Origin of the sequence: Pseudomonas graminis, assembly GCF_004364335.1 — a bacterium.
GTDB lineage: Bacteria > Pseudomonadota > Gammaproteobacteria > Pseudomonadales > Pseudomonadaceae > Aquipseudomonas > Aquipseudomonas graminis_D.
The window spans coordinates 66,001-87,344 of sequence record NZ_SOCR01000017.1; the positions used below are offsets into that span (position 1 = coordinate 66,001).

A 21,344-nucleotide genomic window follows, 5' to 3' on the forward strand; every position below is an offset into this window, starting at 1 on the left:
GATCGAAAAAAACGCATCAGATAAAACGAGCGCTCAAGGCTTGGCTTTTTTCAGCGCATTGTCCAGCGCGGTGGACACGTAAACCTTGAGCAGCTCGCTGGAGCGGTCCTTCATGTCAGCGCCGACATCGCGCTGCTTGTTGCGGAATTTGTTGGCGACGTCCGGCGCCGGGTCTGCGGCGTCCAGGGCCTGCAGCTCCTCGGGGCTGAAGGATGAGGCGTAGGCAGCCGCGAGGTTGCGGTCCCATTCCTGCTGATACTGCGGCTGCAGGCTTTGCAGTTCGTCCTGCACGATTTCCTGCGCCTTGGTGCGGCCGACGGTCTCGACGATCGTGGCGAAGGTCACTGTGTGGGAAGCGACTTGGTAACCCAGCCAGCCCAGGCTCTCGCCCAGATGCTTATCCTGCACAAAGGTCAGCGCGGAATCCCCAGCCACGGGGGCAGGTGCGGTTTCGCCGGCCAGCGTCATATTCTGCAGCGTCATCAGGCCCATCAACGTCAGGCCGAGTGACGCCCTCATCATCGTCAACGCTGTCGATCTGCAATTTCCCATGTCCTCTCCCGGCGACTTTTTATCGGCGATCAACGCTTTGATTGTCAGCTGGACGCTAACAGTTGAGGGGCGAGATATCCATCCCGACTGCGCAGGTAACTTGCAGGACTGGCTTTAGCCGGGAAGGCGTCGGATGTCACGCCACAAAATCAAGAGTGCCTGCGCTGGCCTCTTCCCGGCTAAACCCGGTCCTACGGGGTCTTGAACAAGCCGGTGCTACAGGGATCGCGTACCTTGTGGGACCGGCTTTAGCCGGGAAGGTCTCACGACAATTCTGCTGAACCACCCAACGCCCATTGCTGCGCCGTCATGCGATAAATCCTTACGCCCTGGCGATGATACTGACTGTGGACGAACCCGCCGAACCCGAGTTTTTTGATCACATTGACCGATGCAAAATTAGTCGGCTGGACGATGGCGATCAGCGACGACACCTGCAGTTGTTCAAAGCCATAGGCCAGAGCGCTGCGCGCCGCCTCGGTGCCCAGCCCTCTCCCCCAGAACCCGGTGGCGAGTCGGTAGCCAATCTCGATCTCGTCCTTCTCATCGACGAGTTCGGCATTAAGACCGCAGAAGCCGGCCAGGGTTGAGGTGGATTTCTCCACCACTGCCCAAGGACCAAATCCGCGTTCACGGTAGGAAATCCGGCACCAGTCGATGAACTCCCCGGTGGCCTTTTCCGACAACACGCCCGCCACCGAATGTCGCATCACCTCGGGATCGCCCAGGATTTGCGCCAGCGCCGGGGTGTCGTCCGGCGTGAGTTCGCGCAGGATCAGGCGTTTCGTGTGAAGGGGAATGAAGGAGGAGTTCATGAAGTGCGACTCGTGCATGAACAGAGTTGCCTGTGGGACAAGGGGCAGCCCGCTTGTCCCACGGTTAGACGGGAAAGCGCTTACAGGCCGGCCTTCACCTTGCTGGCAACCTCACTTGGCACCCAGGCGGTCCAGACTTCCGGGTGATCCTTGAGGAAGCTCTTCGCCACGACGCTTGGTTCCTGACGTTTCTCGCTCATCTCGCCCAGGGTTTTGTTCAACTGGTCGATGGGCAGGTCCACCTTCTCGAAGAAGCTCACCAGGTCCGGGTACTGCTGGCGGAATGGTTCCGACACGCCGATGGCCAGGTGTGCAGCCAGTGAGCTGGAACCAATCGGGTTGGGATTGCTGGCGTCGGCGAGGGTTTTCCAGGCGGCTTCGTTGAACGGCGGCTCTTCCAGCTTGATCAGTTTGAAGCGACCCAGCAGCGGCGTCGGCGACCAGTAATAGAACAACACCGGCTTGCCGCGGCGGATCGACGACGCGACTTCAGCATCCAGCGCCGCGCCGGAACCGGTGCGGAAGTTCACGTAGCTGTCGTTGAGCTTGTAGGCCTTGAGCTTCTGGGTGTTGACGATCTCCGAGGTCCAGCCGGTCGGGCTGTTGAGGAAGCGGCCCTTGTCCGGGGATTCCGGGTCCTTGAACACGTCTTTGTACTTGGGCAGGTCCGATACCGATTTCAGGTCCGGCGCCAGCGGTTTGATGCCGCGTTCCGGGTCGCCCTTGATAACGAATTCCGGTACCCACCAGCCCTCGGTTGCGCCTTTGACGATATTGCCCAGACCGTGGACCTTGCCTTCGGCCTCGGCCTTGACCCACGCAGGGCTGCGGCCGGCCCACTCTTCGCCGATCACCTGAATATCGTTCTTCGCCAGCGCCGCTTCCAGGCTCACTGTGCTGCCGGGCAGTGTGTCGGTGGGATAGCCGTAACCTTTTTCCACGATGGTGCGCAGGATTTCGGTGATCAGGCTGCCGCTCTCCCAAGTAATGTCACCGAAATGAATCGGCGCGGTTTTTTCTGCGCCGTACGCCGAGCCCGTCAGGGCAGCCAGTGCCAGCAGCGAGCCGCCCAGCAGTTTTTTGATTGGTGTCATGGATGTCTCTCGTCGCTCGGGGATGGGAGGAGCTCAAACGGTTTGGCACAGTCGGCCCGGCACAGCACACGTCCTATTCCAGACAAGCGCGGCGGCAACAGGTTTCAGCCTGATCTATATAGTCGCTCACCGAACGCCGGGAAATGCCCAGGTGCGTGGCGATTTCAGGGTAGGTCAGACCGCCGCGACGGGAGAGCACGAAGGTTGTTTTGATTTTCGCAGGCAGGCGATCAAGACGCCGATCCAGACGGTCGAGCATCTGCAGTGTAGCGGCGTGGCTCTCTGCCGAGGCGTAGGGGATCTCTGCTTCTCGTGCCAGCCCTTCCAGATAGTCGCGCTCCTGATCGCGTCGCCGCCAGCGCTCATACACCAGTCGCTGAGCAATGGTAGTCAGGAGCGCGCGGGGGTCGCGAATCGGCACAACGTTGGGCGAGGCCAGCAGTTGCAGGAAGGTTTCGGACGCAACGTCTTCGGCGCTCTGCTCTGAGTCAAGCAGCCGGCGCAAGCGCAGGCACAGCCACGAGTGGTGTTGCAAAAACAGCTCGCTGAGGTAGTGGCGATGCAAAACATCGGCGCCAGCCATAAGACATCCCCTGCCCTGAAATTCTTATCATCGGGACTTTCCGAGAGGCCATGCTAGCAAGCGCAGTTATGCAGTAAAAATACTTAAAAGTGATTCTTATAGATCGCCAAGGAATAACTAAAGCGATGGCAATCCCAGGGATACAGCCTGCTGCTGGTAGTCGAGCAGCACCCGGTAATCGTCCTCGCTCGCCGGCAGCACTTCGCCGATCGCCAACACGTGGGCGACATCGGGACGTTCGTTGAGCGCTTGATTCATCGCCGCGCGAATGACATCGGCATCGGCGCCCAGCCGCGTGATGTAGGGCAGGCACGGCCCGTCCGCCGTACGAGCGATCACTTTCACACCGGCGACTTCCTCGCTGGCATCGCGGGCCAGGTAGTCGAAGGTCACGCTGTCGATGGCGGCCAGATCGCCCTCACCCGCTTTGATCGCGGCGAGGCTGTTGCGATGGCCACCGGTGAGCGTGACATCCGCAAAGAACGTCCCATTCTGTTGCAGCGGCGCCAGGGCGTGGCGAAACAGGTTCATGCCGGAATTGGAATCCCGTGAATTAAGCAGGCCATGACTGCCCCTGAATTCGACGAGGGCCTGACGCGGATCATCCGCGCGGGCAATCAACAGGCTGCAGTGGTTGCCACCGCCGCTGTGGGGCAACTCATAAACGGGACGACCGACCACCTGAACCTTGCCCTGTAACTCCGTCATCAGCGGATAGCCGCAGGTTTGCGTCAGCAGCAAGTGCGGCGACAGCCACAGCGCCTTCAGATCCAGAGCCTGCGCATCGAGACGCTCCACGCCGAGGATTTCCACTGTTCGTTTCAGCCACTGCTCGTGCGCCTGCCGAATGCGCGGGGGCGCGACGTACATCAACAGTTCGGCGAAGCCTTGGGGCATGTTCCGTCTTCCGTGTCAGACGTAGGGTTTTAGACGTAGGGATGTTGCGGGCTATCGATAGGATTGAAGCTGTGGCGACGAAAGAGTTCCGCGTAACCTGCCACCAGAAAACCGCCGCTGCGTGCCAGCCACTCCTCACGCCGCGCCCGATAGACGACGGGCATGTGATACCACGACAAGCCGGGCAAGTCGTGGTGCACGAGGTGCAGGTTCAGATTCAAGAACAGCCAGGCCCACGGCCATGAGGCTTCGTTGATGACTGTGCGCTCCTGGGGTTGCTCGCCCGGACGATGCTCGTAATACGAGCGAACCATTGACACTGCCAGCGCCGGCACGCTGCAGAAGATCACGTAATGCGCCGCCGAGATCGCGCTGTGATGCTCGATGAACAAAAACATCAGCACCAGCAACCCGCCATGGGTCGACCACATCGCCCAGGCCTGACGCTCGCCACGCAGCAATCGCCGGGTTTCCCCAACGATCAGACTGCTCAGCGCCAACGGCACGCCAAACACCAGACGCCCGGGCGGGGTCTTGTCGAGCCAGCGCAAGAAACGCATCAGCTTGCCGGTCTGTTTCCAGTGCAACTGACTCAGGTAACGGCTTTCCGGATCGCGACCGGGAACGGTCAAATCTTCGTCGCAGTGGTGCTGCAAATGGGTGTCGCGGTACAGCGTGTACGGGTACCACACCGCAAACGGCGCGTAACCGAGCACTTTGTTCAGTCGCAATGAACGCGTCGGGTGGCCGTGCAGCACCTCATGTTGCACGGACATCCACAGCACCAGCAGCGGGATCATCAACAGCGTTGTCGGCCAGACGCCCAGGTGCGGGCTGGCAAGCAGCAACGTCGGCCAGCCTGCGTACACGCCGATAAGCAGCAACCAGGTCGGCCATTCCGTGCGGCCTGTGAAGCTTGCGCGCAGGCGCTTGATCTCTTCGCGCTGCGCATCGTCCAGGTAATTGGGCATTGCCGGTTCCTGCATTCGGGCTGATAACCGGTTGTGCAACGAGGCAGGAAAAACTTGTAGATCGATTGGTTATGACGGTAGAACGATGCGCCGAACCCACCCTCAACCCGACGCCGCCGCCCATGCCCGACATCCAGTTTTTGCTCCTTCCCGCTTTGCAGCGTCCGTTGCTGGACAAGTTCTACCGCGCCCATCGCTCGCCCATGCGCGCCAGGGGCGAGGCGCAGGTGTGGGTGGCGCGCCGGCCGGACATTGTTGGCGCCCTGTGCCTGACGCCGGTTGATGGCGGGCACTGGTTGACCGGGCTGTTTGTTGCGCCGGACGAGCGCGGGCGGGGTGTGGCGGCAGGGTTGATCGTCGCTGCGCTGACGTCGGTTGCAGGAAACGTCTGGTTGTTCTGCGAGCCTGAGTTGCGTGGGTTTTATCAGCGGATCGGCTTCGTTGAGGTAACGGAGTTGCCGCAGGAACTGGCCGCGCGGCTGGCGCGTTATCAACAGACCAAGCGGTTGATCTCGCTTGTGCGCAGCGCTGATTGACCGGCTGGCAGGCTTAGAACCTTTCCTGCGGTAAACCAAACCAAATGTGCCATCGAGTGACCGGCCTTGCGTGCTAGCCTCGCCGAACATTTCTTGATCGAGCAGGATGCACATGAAGCCGGCGCTTATGATTTTCTCTCTCGCGGCACTTTCGGCAACGGACTTGGCGGCGGCGGCGAGTGCTGCGCCCGAATCCACCGTCAGTCACGAGCAGTTCGCGACCGTGCTGGGCGGCAACTGGCGAGTGCCGCAAAATGCGGCCCGCGACCAATACCGTCATCCCGAGCAGACCCTGACATTTTTTGGCCTGCGTCCTGATCAGACAGTCATCGAAATCACCCCGGGCAATGGCTGGTACAGCGAACTGTTGGCGCCGCTGCTCAAAGACAAAGGCCATTACGTGGCTGCGATCGTCGACCCCGCCACCAGCGATGAGGCGAAAAAATCCGCCGACAGCCTGAAGCACAAATACGCGGCCGACCCAGCGCATTACGGCAAGGTCGAGGTCGTGGCCTACGCGCCCCAGGCACCGGTCTTCGGCAAGCCAGGCTCGGCCGACACCGTGCTGACCTTTCGCAACGTGCACAACTGGGTCGACGCCGGCAACGAAGCGGCGACGTTCAAGGCGTTTTACGAGGTATTGAAACCGGGCGGGACGCTCGGCGTGGTCGACCACCGGGCCAAACCCGGCACGACCGCGAAGGACAATGCGCAGAACGGCTACCTGCCGACGGATTACGTGGTGAAACTGGCGCAGAACGCAGGCTTCACGTTGGCGGGCGAGAGCGAAATCAACGCCAACCCCAAAGACACCAAGGACTACCCCGACGGGGTCTGGACACTGCCGCCGGCGTTGGTCAAAGGTGAGCAGGACAAGGCGAAGTTTTTGGCGATAGGCGAATCCGATCGCATGACACTGCGGTTCATCAAGCCGGTGAAGTGACTGGCGTCGAGACGATCTTGCTGGGGCACTGCATTCTTCTGTAGGAGCCGGCTTGCTGGCGAAGGCGGCGTTTGAGGCGAAATAAATAGCGCCGAGAGGGTGGGTTCGCCAGCAATCCGGCTCCTACAGAAACAGTGTTCAGTCAGCTACAGGGTCGGCGCGATATCCGGCGGACGTCTCAAACTGCAGCGTCATTCGTCCGCGTTCGGGTCCATCCCCGGGAACAGCACTTCGATAAAGCCAAAGCGGCTGAAATCGGTAATGCGTGACGGGTACAGACGGCCGATCAGGTGATCGCATTCATGCTGGACGACCCGCGCATGGAAACCGCGGGCCTCGCGCTGAATGAGCTTGCCGTCCGGGTCGAAACCTTCGTAGCGGATATGCTCGTAGCGATCGACCACACCGCGCAGGCCCGGCACGGACAGGCAGCCTTCCCAGCCCTCTTCCAGGGTTTGCTCAAGCGGCGTGATCAGCGGATTGAGCAGGATGGTCTGGGGAACGGCCTCTGCATCCGGATAACGATCGCTGCTCTCGAAACCGAAGATCACCAGCTGCAGATCGATGCCGATCTGCGGCGCAGCCAAGCCGACGCCGCCGACGCTTTCCATGGTTTCGAACATGTCCTCGATGAGTGTCTTCAGCTCACGGGAACCGAACATCGACTCGGGGACAGGTGGTGCGATACGCAGCAAACGCTCGTCGCCCATTTTCAGAATTTCGCGAATCATTGCGGGCCCTCTGCAACGGGCAGAGGCGCCCTCAAGGAGACGCCGTCTGCCTTGAGCATGGTCAGAATTTGTCGGTCTTCAGTACCGGCGGCGTTGGGGAGTAGTCGTGGTCATGGGTGTGATCGCGACCGAGACCTGAAACGTGCTGCTTGAGGTGCACGGTATTGAAATCGGCCGTGCCATCGCGTTCACCTTCTACCTTCTCGCCCTTCTCTTTGCCCTCGGCTGACATGTGCTCGATCACTGCGTTCATCTCAGCGCCGAGCAACAACACCGCTGCCGAGATGTAGAAATACAGCAGCAGCACGATAATCGCCCCAATGCTGCCGTACATGGCGTTGTAGTCGGCGAAGGTTTTCACGTAGTAGGCAAAGCCCAGCGAAGCAACAATCCACACCACAACCGCGAGCACTGAACCCGGGGTGATGAAGCGGAAGCTCTGTTTAACGTCGGGCATGACGTAGTACATGATCGCCACCGCCACCATCAGCAGGAGAATGATCAGCGGCCAGCGGAGGATCGTCCACAGCGTGACGATGAAATCTTCCATGCCAATCTGCGCGGCGAGCCAGTTCATGACCACCGGACCTGTAACCATAAGCGCGGCAACCGTAAGCAGCATGCCAGCGATACCGATGGTGTAGAACACTGACAGCGGGATGCGCTTCCAGGCTGGCCGCGCTTCGGCCACGTCATACGCGGCGTTCATGGCGCTCATCATCAATCGCACGCCCGCCGAAGCGGTCCACAGCGCAATGACGATACCGATTGACAGCAACCCACCCTTTGACTGTTGCAGCTGGTCGATGACCGGGTTTACCTGATCCAGGGCCTGGGGCGGCAGGACCAGTTCGGACTGTAGTCGCAGCCAGCTGAAAAAGTCCGGCAGGTGCAGGAAGCCAATCAGGGCAATGAGGAAGAGCAGGAACGGGAACAACGAAAACAGCATCTGGTAGGCCAGTGCCGAGGCATAGGTCGACATCTCGTCATCGAGAAACTCTTTGACCGTTCTGACCAACACTGTCTTGATGCTGAGCTGGCGCAAGTCCGGGAATATCATGGCGTCTCCTTCGCGACACAGATGTAGCCGAAGCACGGTTATTGATTCAGGCGTTTCTACAAGCGGTATGCATACGAGCGGGCAATTGCGTTGAAATTCCGTCAGTTGCCCGAACGGGCTGGCTTTTTACAGGGTGCCTGAGGTATTGGCTACATTTGATGTGTTTCAGGCGGTCGGCGACGCAAATGATAACGGCCATCAAGGGATGGCCGTTACGGTGTAGCGAATCAGGTCGCCGGGAGCATTCGGGCTCCGGGCGCAAGGGATTCAGACCTTGTCGACGCCTTTTTTCACGGCGTCTTTTGCGTCGCCAACGGTTTGTTGGACTTCGCCTTTGATTTCTTGCGCTTTGCCTTCGGCACGCAGTTTGTCGTTGTCGGTCACTTTGCCGACGCCCTGCTTGACGTTGCCTACTGCTTCGTTAGCCATGCCTTTGACTTTATCGCCGGTGCTGCTCATAGGGTTCACTCCAGGGTGAGAATAGGATGTCATTAACTCGACACTAGAACTGACCGAAGCCGTGAATCAGAGGTTCCAATTATTTCGCGACTGGATTGATTGGGCGTCGTGGGCTTGGGTTTTTCATGCGTCTGGGGGGATATGTGGTTCGCTTAGGTCCTGCCTAACGGCAGAACGTTTCGCCTTCGGCGAGTTACTTGGAAAAGCACCCCAAGTAACCAAGGGTGCCTGCTCTCGGTTGGGCCCGACTTCGTCGGGTTCCTTCACTCCGGTCTCGCTCCGTGGGCCCGCGCCGAACGGACATCCATGTCCTGACGGCGCTCTCGCCGCATCCATGCGGCTCGGCCCACTGCGCGAAACCTGCGTTCAGCCTGCACCAAAGTCGCGATTGGCGGTGTCTCGGATTTATGCGTATGGAGATCAAGATCAAAAGCGCGTTTAAGCAAATCAAAGGCTTCCCGGCTGAAGCAGGTCCTACAGCGGGCGCCGCTGGTCCCACTGCCTGCACGGTTGCTTTTAGTGGGACCGGCTTTAGCCGGGAAGAGGCCCGTTCAGGCGCTGACATCCGGGGAACACCAGTCGCGCAAGCCAATTTTGCCTTTATGTTTGCCCGAGAACCCCGGAGAATGCGCGACCGAACCGGCGGCGCTCAGGGCGTCGGGCCAGGTTGACGAGACCGTGATCCAGGAATGTTATGAAACTCGATAAGCAGCAGGCCATTGCGCGCCGTAATGAACAGCTCGGCGGCGCCGTACTTGGCACCAACAACACGCACTTCGCCGTGCTCGACCCCAAGCGCAATATCTGGTGGTTTGATTTGCCCATGAGCCGCCTGGCGGTGGGTCAGTACGAGTGGCTGCATCTGCTTCTGCACACGCCGAGCACGGACGAGTTGGTTCACCTGAAGGTGACGACCAAGTTCCTGCGCGATCAGAAAGACGCGGTGGTGGTTCGCAATGAAGGCAAGCGCAAGTCCACCGTGAGCCTGGAGCTCTCGGCTGACAAGGATTCGTACTTGAAGGACATGCGCCCGAACGGCGCAAATCTGAGCTTCGCCAGTTTCGTGCAGAAATGATCAACCAGCATTGATTTCACGATTGCAGCGCCGATTACCCGGCGCTGCAATCGAGTGCCACGTCAGACCAGTTCGATACGGTCTGTGTGAATGACGATCTGGCCCTGTTTGTACAGTGCGCCGATCGCTTTCTTGAAGTTGCCTTTGCTGACGCCGAACAGGTTGCTGATAACCTGCGGATCGCTCTTGTCGCTGACAGGCAATACGCCGTTGTTGTCTCGCAACTTGCCCAGAATCTGCGCGTTGAGGCTGCTGGCAAGCTGTTCGCCGACTGGCTGCAGGCTCAGGCTGATGTTGCCGTCGCTGCGCACTTCCTTGATGAAGCCTTTTTCCTGCTTGCCGGACCGCAGGAACTTGAACACCTCGTTCTTGTGAATCAGGCCCCAGTGCTTGTTGTTGATGATCGCCTTGAAACCCATCGCGGTTTCTTCCGCCACCAGCAAGTCCACTTCCTGCCCGACTGTATAGTTGGCCGGCACCTTGTCCAGATAACGATCCAGACGCGTGGTCGCGGTGATGCGGCGGGTGTGCTTGTCGAGGTAGACGTGCACCACGCAGTAGTCGCCGGCTTTCAGCGGCTGCTTTTCTTCCGAGTAAGGCAGCAGCAGATCCTTCGGCAGTCCCCAATCCAGAAAGATGCCGATGCTGTTGACTTCAACCACTTTGAGGCTGGCAAATTCACCGACCTGAACCTTGGGTTTCTCGGTGGTGGCGATCAACTTGTCATCGCTGTCCAGATAAATAAAGACGTTGAGCCAGTCTTCATCTTCGCTGGGAATATCTTTTGGGATATATCGGTTGGGTAGCAGAATTTCGCCGTCTTGTGCCCCGTCCAGATATAAACCGAAGTTAGTGTGTTTAACCACTTGCAAACTGTTGTAGCGCCCGACTAAAGCCATGTGCAGATACCCTCGTTACGTGGGCGGCATTCTACCCGAATTCCGACGGGCATTCCGGATCGGCAGTTGACGTTGGCTGCGCCGTGTTGCAAATCAACAGGTTGATGAACGACGCCGCGCAGGCGGTGGCGGGCTCAAGCCATTCGTCAGGTCGTCGAGCCTGGTCGCCGCCTTGAACAGTGGCCGGATTCGACAGAGTGCCTGAGTGAACACCGCAATCAAAACAGTCATTTAGCCGCTATTTTCGGAAAATGATTCTGCTATTTCTCGCACACGCCTGCCCTCCCCTCGTCCGATAATACCCAAGCAATTTCCGGCCAATTCCGATAGGATGGCCGGCCGTATTAAATTTATATAGGTCAATAGCAGCCATGCGTGTAAAAGCATCCAACTCGAAAGCCAAGCCAGCTCCTGCGGTTGAGACCAGCGATTCGATCAACGCACAAATTGCAGCTTTCCTGAAATCCGGTGGCGAGATTCAGCAGATCGCCAAAGGTGTCAGCGGCCAGACCTTCGGTCCATCCAAACAGATCTCCCTCGGCAAAAAGTAAATTTTCTCCCGCCTCCGCGGTCGACATCCAGGCGCTTTGATCACAAGGCGCCAGGTCTATCGCTCCCTCGCTGTACAAAGCTCTGCTTTACTCTCGTGACATGACTGCGCATCGATACCGCTGCGTCTGGGTCATGGGATGGAACGGACGATGCCCTGATCTGCTGACGTCTTTGCGGAAACCGATATGAACAAACGGATGATCATCGGCGCCCTGCTTAGCCTCGGGCTGACCGGCTGTGCGACCCACGGTTGTGACAACTCGGTGGCAGGCAGCCCATGCCGCGCCGACTATCTGCTGTATCAGAACGACATGCTTCAGGCCAAGCTGCTGATCAACGAACGTCGTGCCGAAAACGACGAGCTCGCCGCCGCCTTGCTTGAGCGGGCAGCGCGCGAAGACACGACCGGTGAGGCCGAGTTTTACCAGGCAGTATTGCTTTTGCGTCAGAACGCCAGCCCGAAACAGATTGATGCCAGGCTCAACGATTCAGCCGATCGCAACTACCCGCTGGCCATCGCCCTGCAGGCGCAACGGGCTGGCATGGAAGATCAGGACAAGGCCCGCGCCTACCGTGCCAGGTACGAAAAACTCGATGTCGCCACCAGCGGTTACCCCTCTTTCCCCCAAGCGTTGATCGTCGTCAATCAGCTGATTTCCGCCGCGAACTGATCGCAACATTCAGCGCATCTGCATCGAATCGACCAATGGTCGTGAGACAGCGCCAATCGGCGGTATCCTTGCGACGCTCTAGCTCGCGGTTCTTGTCGGGCCATTCGGCTTCCGTTCGGCTTCCGTATAGATACCTTCGACCCACTCCTCTGAACCTGAAAGGAGTGAAGCATGCCTTATGCTCGCTGTTTCAACCGTTGGACCGGTGCGGTGTTTGCCTGCGCCGCCCTCATGCATCACGCCGCCAGCGCTCAGGTCATCGAGCGGGAGCTGGGCGACTTCAGCCTCAAGCTCGGCACCACGCCCAGCCGCACCATGGCCCAAGGCCTGGTGACGCCGAGCGGTGCCGATTCGAAGTTCCACGGCGGACTCGACCTCACCCACGACAGCGGTTTCTATTTCGGACAATGGTCGCCCAGCGCAGGGCTGACCCCTGACACCGCGCTGGAAGTAGACTCGTACATGGGGTTCAAGAAGCCCTTCGACAAAACCCTCGGTTATGAGCTTGGCGTCATTCGCTACAGCTACCCGAAAACCGATCAGCTCGACAGCCACGAGCTCTACGCCGGTTTCCGCATTTTCGACAGCCGCATCGGCACCGCCTTCAGCACTGACGCGGGTCGCCAGGACAGCACCCTGTTCCTCGACCTGGGCAGCATGATTCCGCTGGGCCTGGACCTGCGCATGCAGTACGGCAACCACCAGCTCGACTCACCCACCATCATCGATGGCGGCGGCGTGGTCAACGCCTACAGCGACTGGTCGTTCAATGTGTCGCGCCCCGTCCTCGGCATGGACATGAACCTGATGTACAGCGGTTCCAGCCTGACCGGCGCCGACTGCAGCGCCTACAGCGGGCACAACACTCAATGCGAAAGCACCGTCACGCTCAAGGTCGTGCGCTCGTTTTTCTAATGGGTTGAACCGCCATGACCTGACTTGCTCTATAACGGGGAGACGAACCGGCAAGGAGCTGTCATGGGCATTGTGTTGAAGACCTTTATTTCGCTGTGGCTAAGCCTGACGCTGTTGGCGGGGTGCAGTCAGATTGGTCTGACGTATCGGCATCTGGACTTCATCATTCCCTGGTCGCTCAACGACTACCTGGACATGAACGCGCCCCAGAAAGACTGGCTCGATGAGCGCTTGAAAGAGCACTTGAGCTGGCACTGCACCACCCAGATTCCCGGTTACCTCGACTGGCTGGACCGTCTGCAAGGGATGGTCGAAAACAACCAGGTCAACCAGGAGCAGCTCAAGGCGCGCACCGCCGAAGCACGGCAAGCCATCGCTACCCTCTCCAAAGAAATCACGCCCTCGGCGGTCGAGCTGCTGCGTCAGCTGGACGATCAGCAGGTGGGCGAGATGCAGGCGGCATTCGCAAAGGACCTGCGCAAGCATGAGGACGAGTTCGTCGACCAGCCGCTGGATAAGCAGATCAGTGAACGCGCTCAACGCATGGAGAAACGTCTGACGCCTTGGATGGGCAAAATGAATGCCGCGCAGCAGGCGCGGGTCATGCAATGGTCGACGTCGCTGGGCGAGCAGAACCGACTATGGATCGACAACCGCGCGCACTGGCAGTCACTGCTGTTGGCGGCCGTGAAGCAGCGCAACGCTCCAGATTTCGATCAGAAGATTGCCAGCCTGCTACAGGACCGCCAAACCTTCTGGACGCCTGAATACCGCGCAGCCTACGACCATACCGAGCAGGCGGCGATTTCTCTGATTGCGGATCTGATGGCGCAGAGTACGGCGGATCAACGGCAGAAGTTGCTGGCGAAGATCGCAGACGTGCGCAAGGACTTCACCGATTTGAGTTGCTACAAGAGCATGAAAAAAGCGTCCTGATCAGGACGCTTTCAGCATCAGGCAATCTGCGCCTTGGCGGCTACCTCGTCAAAGGTCTCCGGATCCAGCGCATCCCCCTGTTCGTCCAGCACCTGACGCGGATGGTCGTTGCCCGGAATGCTGCTGTCGATCATCGCCAGCAAGCTCGCGCCTCGAGGCGTAAGGGTCGCGCCTTCGCCATTCCCGCCATCACCACTGGTGTGGGCGGCAATGAACCCACGTTCGAGCAACAACGCTCTCAATTCTGCGGCAGACGCTTCTGATGCATCGGCGATTGCGACGCTGTTTTGTACGTGGTGCAACAGACGCTCGATCAGGTCCCAGTCGTATCGTTCAGACATGTTTCAACCTCCAGTGGGCCAACAGGGCAATACCCGTGACGTCCGGTCAGCGGGCTTGATGCTCAGTGGTTGTGACCCGGTGGAGGGCCAGCCGTTCAGCGGGCTGGCAGGGAGGCAGAAGGGGCTTATTCAGCCACTGGCGGACGCGTGACGCGCTTTTTCAGCGGCGCCATCCCGTCCTGGCTGACCAAAGGCTCAGCCTTCGGACGGTTTACCGACTTGCGCTTGGTCGGGCCCTTGGCGACAGCTTTCTTTTTATCGCCCTTCTTGTCACCTTTGCCATCGGTTTTTTTCTTCTTCACGCCGACCGCCTTGCCCGACGCCTTGACCTTCTTCGGCCCGGTGTAGGTGCCTTTGACTTCCTTGATGGTGCGGCGCTCGAACTTCTGCTTCAGGTAGCGCTCGATGCTGGACATCAGGTTCCAGTCACCGTGGGTGATCAGCGAGATCGCCAGACCTTCGCCACCGGCACGGCCGGTGCGGCCAATGCGGTGAACGTAGTCGTCGCCGGTGCGCGGCATGTCGAAGTTGATGACCATGTCCAGGCCGTCAACGTCCAGGCCACGGGCCGCGACATCGGTCGCCACCAGGATCTTCACGCCGCCCTGCTTCAGACGATCGATCGCCAGCTTGCGATCCTTCTGGTCTTTGTCGCCGTGCAGCACGAAGGCTTTGTACTCAAGCGCGACGAGGCGACCGTAAATGCGGTCTGCCATGGCGCGGGTGTTGGTGAAGATGATTGCTTTCTGGTAGGTCTCGTTGGCCAGCAGCCAGTTGAGGACCTGTTCCTTGTGCACGTTGTGGTCGGCGGTGATGATCTGCTGACGGGTGCCGGGGGCCAGCTCGCTGACACTGTTGACTTGCAGATGCTGCGGGTCTTTCAGGACCTTGCCGATCATCTCGCGCAGGCCCGAACCACCGGTTGTGGCCGAGAACAGCATGGTCTGCTGACGATTGGCGCATTCGCCGGCCAGGCGCTCGACGTCTTCGGCAAAACCCATGTCGAGCATGCGGTCGGCTTCATCGAGAACCAGCAGCTCAACCTGCTTGAGGTCGAGGTTGCCGGCGTTGAGTTGCTCCAGCAGGCGGCCCGGCGTACCAATCAGGATGTCCGGGACCTTGCGCAGCATGGCGGCCTGGACCTTGAAGTCTTCGCCGCCGGTGATCAGGCCGGCCTTGATGAAGGTGAACTGGGAGAAACGCTCCACTTCCTTGAGCGTCTGCTGGGCCAGTTCGCGGGTCGGCAGCAGGATCACGGCGCGGATATCGACGCGAACCTTGGCCGGGCCCATCAGGCGATTGAGCATCGGTAATACGAACGCGGCAGTCTTGCCGCTGCCGGTCTGCGCCGTCACCCGGAGATCGTGTCCTTCCAGCGCCAGCGGAATGGCCGCTGTTTGCACAGGCGTAGGCTCGACGAAATTGAGTTCGGCCACGGCTTTTAGCAGGCGTTCGTGCAGGGCGAATTGGGAGAACACGGGTGTTACCTCGGCGTAATACAAAAAAACAGTCGCATAGGGTACCGGTTTAAGCCGGATTCGCCGAGTCTCTTTAGCTCAAAGGGCCTATTTTGTTACCGGATTTGGCCTACCCTGCCCTCGCTTCCCTATCAATGCTCTAATCGCGCCCCCCATTTTTGATCAGGAGATCCAGCGCCCATGGACACCCATTCGCTTTGGCTACGCGCCCAGGAAATCTGGACGCTGCTGGAAAACCAGCCAATGCTGCGCACGATCACCGGATTGCTGTTACTGCTGATCGCCGCCTTCGTGCTAGGGCGCCTGGCGCGATGGGTGATCCTCTACGCCATGAAGGCGCTGAGCCGCCAGCCGTCGCTGTTCTGGCTCAATGACTTTCTGCACAACAAAGTCTTCCACCGACTGGCCCAGGTCACACCTTCGGTGGTCATTCAATTCGGGCTCAACCTGGTCCCGAACCTCAGCCCTGCCGCCAATCACGTGCTCGGCAACATCGCGCTGGCGTTCACCATCCTTTTCCTCATGCTCACCGTCGGCGCGCTGCTCAACGCATTGCTGGACATCTATGCGCGCACCGAACACGCCCGCACCCGCTCGATCAAGGGCTACGTGCAGCTGACGAAGATGATCCTGTACGTGTTCGCCGGCATCATCATCGTCGCCACGCTGATTGATCGGTCGCCGTTATTGCTGCTTTCCGGGCTCGGCGCGATGTCGGCGGTGATTCTGCTGGTTTACAAAGACACCCTGCTGTCCTTCGTCGCCAGCGTGCAACTGACCAGCAACGACATGCTGCGCGTCGGCGACTGGATCGAAATGCCGCAGGTCGGCGCCGACGGCGACGTGGTGGACATCACCCTGCACACCGTCAAGGTGCAGAACTTCGACAAGACCATCGTCTCGATCCCGACCTGGCGGTTGATGTCCGAATCGTTCAAAAACTGGCGCGGCATGCAGCAATCCGGTGGGCGCAGGATCAAGCGCAGCCTGTTCATCGACGCCAGCGGCGTGCGGTTCGTCTCCGATGAAGAGGAACAGAAGCTGACCCAGGTTCGCTTGCTGACGGATTACATGGGCCGTAAAAAAGCCGAGCTCAAGGCATGGAACGAAGCGCAGGGCAATGTCGCCGAAATGTCGGCCAATCGCCGTCGCATCACCAACATCGGCACGTTCCGCGCCTACGCACTGGCGTACCTGAAAAGCCACGTCGATATTCACCCGGACATGACCTGCATGGTCCGCCAGATGGAAGCCACGGCCCAGGGTGTCCCGCTGGAAATCTACTGCTTCACCCGCACCACCAGTTGGGGCGACTATGAGCGCATTCAGGGGGATATCTTCGATTACCTGCTGGCCGTGCTGCCGGAGTTTGGGCTGGGAGTTTATCAACAGCCGAGTGGGGCGGATTTACGGATGGGGCTGGAGAAGATGAAGCCAGACAGCCCCGCAGGGGTGGAGTGAGCACCTGAAACCGTTAACACGGCAGCAAGCGAACGTGCTCATCGCCCGCTTGAGAGCGTCATTGATTCACTTCCCGCATGTACGGAGCTTCTAATGACTACCGAAGACGCATATTCCCCGGCTGGATTTGGGCCAACCATCCGACGCCATTCAGCCGTCCTGGAAATGCCCGTGCATTACATGCGTGGCGGGACGTCGACCGGCATCGTGGTCTGGGAGGCGCTTCTGCCACAGGACGAGTCCCTGCGCGCTGAACTCCTGCGACATTTGATGGGGGTCCCGCAGGCGGGTACCGAACGCGGCAACCGCCAGATAACGGGGCTCGGACGCGGACCCGCGACCAGTAACAAGGTGTTCCTGATGGGGGTCGAGCAGACAGCCCATGGCATACGCCTGATCAGTACGCTCGCCCAATTGGCCAGCGACCACGCGGGTATCGATTGGAGCGTCAACTGCGGAAACATGTCCAGCGCCCTGCCGTTGTGGGCGATCGATGCCGGTTTGTGCCAACTGCCACCGGGTCAGACCTGCGATATCGAGCTAAAGAACACCAACACGGGCGTGCTGACCGTTGCGCGAATGAAACGCGATGAACATGGCCATTTCACCACCGCTGAAATTCCTGGAGTGACGGGCGCCTTTCCTGGCGTCGATCTGTTCTTGCAGTCGCCTGTCGGCAACAAGACCGGGGCGCTGCTACCCACTGGCGCGGTGATGGATGTCATCGCAGGGCATGAGGTGTCGTGCGTCGATGTGGCGGTGCCCATGGTCATTGCTCAGGCAAGCAGCTTCGGCAAAACGGGCCACGAATCCATCGCCGAGCTTGAAGCCGACCTGCCCTTCATGGAAGCGCTGCGAGAGGTGTGGATTGAAGCGGGCTTGAAGATGCGTCTGCGCCGCAGGGACGGTGAATTGATGAGTCGTGCCGACATCGAGCGCAGCGAAACCATTCCGAAAGTGTGCATCGTTGGCGCTCCTCGCAATGGCGGCAATATCGCAGTTCGTTACTTCACCCCCCAGACCGGGCATGCATCGATGGCCGTCTCGGGCGGTTGCTGTCTGGCGGCAGCCTGCTTGATACCCGGCACTACCGCTCACCGGCTGGCGACGGGAATTGCGCCCTTGGGCACTGAGTTCGCCGATGTCGAGGTCAGTATCGAAAACCCCGCTGGGCGTTTGGACGCTACGGTGGTAGCTGCGCTGGAAGGCGGCGAAATCAAAATAACCAGCGCGGCCTACCGTCGGAGTGCGCAGATCCTCATGCGAGGCTATGTACCGCTTTACCGGGCCTCTGCCGAACTCGCCAGCGCGCTGACCGCATCCATGGTCATCGTGGATTGAGCGGGCAGCTTGACGGGCTCGAGACCCGCCATTAGTCGGCTTTGGCGCGCCTGACGCGCGCAGTCCCCGGGGACATGCCCACCGAGCGTTTGAAAGCGCGGCTGAACGCGGCCAATGACCCGTAACCCAACTCGCTTGCAACGGTTTCAACCGGTTGACGCTCGCGACTCAAACGTAAAACAGCCAGACGCATTCTCAAGTCCGTCAGGTATCGAAGCGGGGTGACGCCGGTCGCGAGGAAAAACCGCTGGGCAAACACAGAGCGGGATTGCCCGGCTTCGTTTGCAAGCGCTGCCACTGTCCACTGCTTGCCAGGGTGTCTGTGCATCATGACAAGCGCCCTGCTGAGCCGGGGATCCTGCAGCGCGGCCAACCAGCCCGAGGCGCCACCGCATCCGCCGGCCACCCAACCTCGGACGATCAGCGCGGCAACCACTTCGGCCAGGCGTGCCAGGATTCCCATGTGCCCTGCTTGCAGGGTTAGCGACTCGCGCTCCATCGCTTCAAGCATGGGACGGATTTCGGGTGATGATTCAAGCAGTGTACTCACCTGCAACACCTCTGGCATGGCCGTCACAAGAGGTTGCATCCCACCGAGCTCCAGCGTCATGCAGCAGCTGAAGATAATCGGCGCGTGGCTATCTCTTTCCTGATCAGCGAGGGACTTTTCACTGCAGTCATCCGTAGCCAAGGGGTCCAGAGCAAAGGGCTTCACATCGGTCGCGCGCGTATCCTCAGAAGCCAATACCGCATGGGGGCCTCCGTGGGGGATGAGCACGGCATCCCCGGTGTCGAGCCGATGAAGATGGCCGCCCGGGCTTCGCAACCAGAGGGGCCCACGCCCTGCAAAATGAAACTGAGCCCGGCCCACTTCGTTGCTAAAGCCAATACCCTGGGAGACTGGAACTTCCGTTCTGCGGAATTGCACGCCGAACAAGCGCATGCCTGACAGCAATTCACTCACTAGAGCATTGGAAGAAGGATGCATGAAGATAGGCCCACGTCAGGACGGATGATCAAAAAAGAAGTGTTTTTGATCATAGAACGTCCTGATGGCCCTGCCTAGACTTTGCTTCCCACCCTGAAGTCAGGAAGCAGTCCCATGAATTACCCTTGTTTTATCCGAATGCTGCGCGGCACCTGTGCGGTCCTTTTATTGGGGGGCCTCTCCTCACTAGCCATGGCCGCAGATGCGAGCTACACCGTGACGGCGCCGGATGGCATCAAGCTGGCGGTGCAGGAGTCAGGCAATCCGCAGGGCCCTGCCATTGTCTTTGTTCATGGCCTCTTGGGCAGCCGACTCAACTGGGAAAAGCAGACAAGCAGTCCCCAGTTGCAACGCTATCGCATGATCACCTACGACCTGCGCGGTCATGGCCTCTCCGACAAGCCGGAAAATACCGACGCTTATACCGACGGGCGCCGGTACGCCGATGATTTGGCCGCCGTGCTCAAGGCAACCGGCGCCAAGAAGCCGGTATTGGTCGGCTGGTCATTAGGCGGCGTGGTCATGTCGAACTACCTCGCAGCCTATGGGGACGCTGATATTGGCGGGATCATGTACGTCGACGGCGTCATCGAACTTAACGCCGCGCTGATCACTGCCCACCCCGACGTGTACGCAGGCCTGGCGTCCGAGGATCTGAAAACCCACCTAGACGCCGTGCGCACCTTTCTGTCGCTCTGCTTCCACACTCAGCCGGATGCACCGACGTTCGAGCGGCTACTATCGAATGCTGCCATGGCATCCTGGCCGATGACCCGCGTCACGCCCTCGATGACCGTTGGCGTGGCGGAAGGACTGCCCAAGGCACGTGTGCCGGTCCTGATGGTGTATGGCGAGAAGGATGCGCTCGTTCAGGTTCAGCCAAGCATCACCCGCGCCCGGCAGCTGAACCCACGTATTCAGACAAAGCTGTACCAGCACTCGGGCCATGCTCCATTCATGGAAGAAGCTCCGCGCTTCAATCGGGATCTGGCTCAGTTCATGGACACTTCTCTGAACGCCGTCCAGGGTCACTAGGGGTTGATAAGGAGGCTGCCTGATGTCAGAGCTGACACGTACAACACCCACACCCTTTTTTCCAGACTTCCGGCCACTTGACGTGAAAGCGGGCGGAGTCCGCTTCGCTGGTGTTATAGGCGGCCATGGCGCGCCAGTGCTCCTGCTCCACGGCTACCCGCAAACGCACATCGCCTGGAGGCGAATTGCACCAACGTTGGCGTTGGCCCACACCGTGATCATCCCGGATCTCCCTGGGTACGGTTCGAGCCAAATCAGCCGAACAACACCTCGATGGACGAAGCGCCGCGTGGGGAATGCACTGGTCTCGCTCATGGAACAACTTGGACATAAGCGATTCTCAGTCGTCGGCCATGACCGCGGCGCGCGGGCGGGTTATCGCATGGCCCTTGATTACCCTGAGCGGATTACCGTGTTCGCCTCACTCGCCGTGGTGCCGACTCTGGATGCGCTGACATCAATGGATTTTCGCGGCGCTACAAAGGCGTTCCACTGGTTTCTGCTTGGTCAGCAGGCGGATCTGCCCGAGCGCTTGCTGGCTGCTGATCCGGATGCGTTCATCGATTTTGCGCTGGAGAAGATGACCGAGGGTCGAGAGGTGATCGAAGCGGCGGCCATGGAAGCTTACCGGGCAGCATTCCGCAGACCTTCGGTGCGTCAAGCCATGATTGAAGATTACCGAGCTGCGCTGGATGAGGATCTTGCGATGGACGAGGCAGACTTCGCAGCATGCCGAAAGCTCAGCTGCCCAGTGCTGGTGCTCTGGCCTGATGCTGACCACGCCGATAACCGTCCGACACCCATCGAGATCTGGCGAAGCTGGGCAACCGACGTTACCGGCAGCTCGACGCGGGGTGGGCATTTGCAGCCAGAAGATGCTTCAGAACAAGTACTGGCAGCACTCGTCCCCTTCTTGCGAGCACAGAAATTCAATGACATATGAAAGCAAGTTGATATGAGCTTAGGGTGAACAAGGCGTCAACCCGACGCACTTTTATTCAAACAACAAAA

24 protein-coding genes are annotated in these 21,344 nt (G+C 59.6%); 11 read left to right on the plus strand and 13 right to left on the minus strand.

Annotation, left to right across the window (positions count from 1 at the left end; translation table 11 throughout):
- Positions 1-33: 33 nt before the first annotated feature.
- The 6 genes from EC919_RS25355 to EC919_RS25380 form a co-directional block, all read right to left on the minus strand.
- Complete coding sequence (locus tag EC919_RS25355) at positions 34-552, minus strand: hypothetical protein (protein WP_166650629.1); 519 nt, start codon at positions 550-552, stop codon at positions 34-36.
- A gap of 263 nt (positions 553-815) precedes the next feature.
- A complete protein-coding gene (locus EC919_RS25360; protein ID WP_133777105.1) occupies positions 816-1,367 on the minus strand; it encodes a GNAT family N-acetyltransferase in 552 nt (183 codons plus the stop codon).
- An 80-nt stretch (positions 1,368-1,447) separates the two neighbouring features.
- On the minus strand, positions 1,448-2,461 hold the full coding sequence (locus EC919_RS25365) for an ABC transporter substrate-binding protein (protein ID WP_133777043.1): 1,014 nt from the start codon (positions 2,459-2,461) through the stop codon (positions 1,448-1,450).
- Between the two features lie 73 nt (positions 2,462-2,534).
- Positions 2,535-3,044, minus strand: a complete 510-nt coding sequence (locus tag EC919_RS25370) for a sigma-70 family RNA polymerase sigma factor (RefSeq protein WP_133777044.1) — start codon at positions 3,042-3,044, stop codon at positions 2,535-2,537.
- Between the two features lie 117 nt (positions 3,045-3,161).
- Positions 3,162-3,941 (minus strand): phosphate/phosphite/phosphonate ABC transporter substrate-binding protein, encoded by a 780-nt coding sequence (locus EC919_RS25375; RefSeq protein ID WP_133777045.1) that lies wholly within the window; start codon positions 3,939-3,941, stop codon positions 3,162-3,164.
- A gap of 29 nt (positions 3,942-3,970) precedes the next feature.
- Entirely contained in the window at positions 3,971-4,912 is a 942-nt protein-coding gene (locus EC919_RS25380; RefSeq protein WP_133777046.1) for a fatty acid desaturase, read from the minus strand.
- A gap of 122 nt (positions 4,913-5,034) precedes the next feature.
- On the opposite strand from EC919_RS25380, the gene EC919_RS25385 reads away from it, so the two are divergent.
- Positions 5,035-5,448, plus strand: coding sequence for a GNAT family N-acetyltransferase (locus EC919_RS25385; protein ID WP_133777106.1), 414 nt, complete (start codon positions 5,035-5,037; stop codon positions 5,446-5,448).
- Positions 5,449-5,560: 112 nt separating this feature from the next.
- Positions 5,561-6,391 (plus strand): class I SAM-dependent methyltransferase, encoded by an 831-nt coding sequence (locus EC919_RS25390; RefSeq protein WP_133777047.1) that lies wholly within the window; start codon positions 5,561-5,563, stop codon positions 6,389-6,391.
- A gap of 191 nt (positions 6,392-6,582) precedes the next feature.
- Here EC919_RS25390 and def read toward each other — a convergent pair whose 3' ends face one another.
- From def to EC919_RS25405, 3 genes are all read right to left on the minus strand, one after another.
- A complete protein-coding gene (gene def, locus EC919_RS25395; protein WP_065992704.1) occupies positions 6,583-7,122 on the minus strand; it encodes a peptide deformylase in 540 nt (179 codons plus the stop codon).
- A gap of 61 nt (positions 7,123-7,183) precedes the next feature.
- Positions 7,184-8,182: a YihY/virulence factor BrkB family protein gene (locus EC919_RS25400; RefSeq protein WP_133777048.1), complete on the minus strand. Its 999-nt coding sequence runs from the start codon at positions 8,180-8,182 to the stop codon at positions 7,184-7,186.
- A 267-nt stretch (positions 8,183-8,449) separates the two neighbouring features.
- Positions 8,450-8,641: a CsbD family protein gene (locus EC919_RS25405; protein WP_133777049.1), complete on the minus strand. Its 192-nt coding sequence runs from the start codon at positions 8,639-8,641 to the stop codon at positions 8,450-8,452.
- A 694-nt stretch (positions 8,642-9,335) separates the two neighbouring features.
- Between EC919_RS25405 and EC919_RS25410 the strand changes: the two genes are divergently transcribed.
- Positions 9,336-9,716 (plus strand): hypothetical protein, encoded by a 381-nt coding sequence (locus EC919_RS25410; protein ID WP_133777050.1) that lies wholly within the window; start codon positions 9,336-9,338, stop codon positions 9,714-9,716.
- Positions 9,717-9,778: 62 nt separating this feature from the next.
- Here EC919_RS25410 and EC919_RS25415 read toward each other — a convergent pair whose 3' ends face one another.
- Positions 9,779-10,615 carry a CvfB family protein gene (locus EC919_RS25415; RefSeq protein WP_133777051.1) on the minus strand — a complete coding sequence of 279 codons (837 nt, stop codon included), beginning with the start codon at positions 10,613-10,615 and terminating at the stop codon, positions 9,779-9,781.
- Positions 10,616-10,986: 371 nt separating this feature from the next.
- Here EC919_RS25415 and EC919_RS25420 point away from each other — a divergent pair, with 371 nt between their 5' ends.
- From EC919_RS25420 to EC919_RS25435, 4 genes are all read left to right on the plus strand, one after another.
- On the plus strand, positions 10,987-11,166 hold the full coding sequence (locus tag EC919_RS25420; protein ID WP_037012170.1) for a hypothetical protein: 180 nt from the start codon (positions 10,987-10,989) through the stop codon (positions 11,164-11,166).
- Positions 11,167-11,352: 186 nt separating this feature from the next.
- A complete protein-coding gene (locus tag EC919_RS25425; protein WP_133777052.1) occupies positions 11,353-11,838 on the plus strand; it encodes a hypothetical protein in 486 nt (161 codons plus the stop codon).
- A gap of 171 nt (positions 11,839-12,009) precedes the next feature.
- Positions 12,010-12,753 carry a TorF family putative porin gene (locus EC919_RS25430; RefSeq protein WP_133777053.1) on the plus strand — a complete coding sequence of 248 codons (744 nt, stop codon included), beginning with the start codon at positions 12,010-12,012 and terminating at the stop codon, positions 12,751-12,753.
- A gap of 63 nt (positions 12,754-12,816) precedes the next feature.
- Complete coding sequence (locus tag EC919_RS25435; protein ID WP_133777054.1) at positions 12,817-13,689, plus strand: DUF6279 family lipoprotein; 873 nt, start codon at positions 12,817-12,819, stop codon at positions 13,687-13,689.
- Between the two features lie 17 nt (positions 13,690-13,706).
- Here the strand turns inward: EC919_RS25435 and EC919_RS25440 are convergent, their stop codons facing one another.
- Positions 13,707-14,030, minus strand: a complete 324-nt coding sequence (locus EC919_RS25440) for a hypothetical protein (protein WP_133777055.1) — start codon at positions 14,028-14,030, stop codon at positions 13,707-13,709.
- Positions 14,031-14,155: 125 nt separating this feature from the next.
- Complete coding sequence (locus tag EC919_RS25445; RefSeq protein ID WP_074891698.1) at positions 14,156-15,508, minus strand: DEAD/DEAH box helicase; 1,353 nt, start codon at positions 15,506-15,508, stop codon at positions 14,156-14,158.
- 180 nt (positions 15,509-15,688) lie between these two features.
- On the opposite strand from EC919_RS25445, the gene EC919_RS25450 reads away from it, so the two are divergent.
- Together EC919_RS25450 and EC919_RS25455 are read left to right on the plus strand one after the other, a co-directional pair.
- Positions 15,689-16,969 carry a mechanosensitive ion channel family protein gene (locus tag EC919_RS25450; RefSeq protein WP_133777056.1) on the plus strand — a complete coding sequence of 427 codons (1,281 nt, stop codon included), beginning with the start codon at positions 15,689-15,691 and terminating at the stop codon, positions 16,967-16,969.
- 165 nt (positions 16,970-17,134) lie between these two features.
- Entirely contained in the window at positions 17,135-18,310 is a 1,176-nt protein-coding gene (locus tag EC919_RS25455; protein ID WP_243842343.1) for a PrpF domain-containing protein, read from the plus strand.
- A 31-nt stretch (positions 18,311-18,341) separates the two neighbouring features.
- On the opposite strand, the gene EC919_RS25460 is transcribed toward EC919_RS25455, so the two are convergent.
- Complete coding sequence (locus EC919_RS25460) at positions 18,342-19,298, minus strand: AraC family transcriptional regulator (RefSeq protein ID WP_133777058.1); 957 nt, start codon at positions 19,296-19,298, stop codon at positions 18,342-18,344.
- 114 nt (positions 19,299-19,412) lie between these two features.
- Here EC919_RS25460 and EC919_RS25465 point away from each other — a divergent pair, with 114 nt between their 5' ends.
- Both EC919_RS25465 and EC919_RS25470 read left to right on the plus strand, forming a co-directional pair.
- Complete coding sequence (locus EC919_RS25465) at positions 19,413-20,333, plus strand: alpha/beta fold hydrolase (RefSeq protein ID WP_133777059.1); 921 nt, start codon at positions 19,413-19,415, stop codon at positions 20,331-20,333.
- Positions 20,334-20,355: 22 nt separating this feature from the next.
- On the plus strand, positions 20,356-21,276 hold the full coding sequence (locus tag EC919_RS25470) for an alpha/beta fold hydrolase (protein ID WP_133777060.1): 921 nt from the start codon (positions 20,356-20,358) through the stop codon (positions 21,274-21,276).
- The last annotated feature ends 68 nt before the right edge of the window (positions 21,277-21,344 follow it).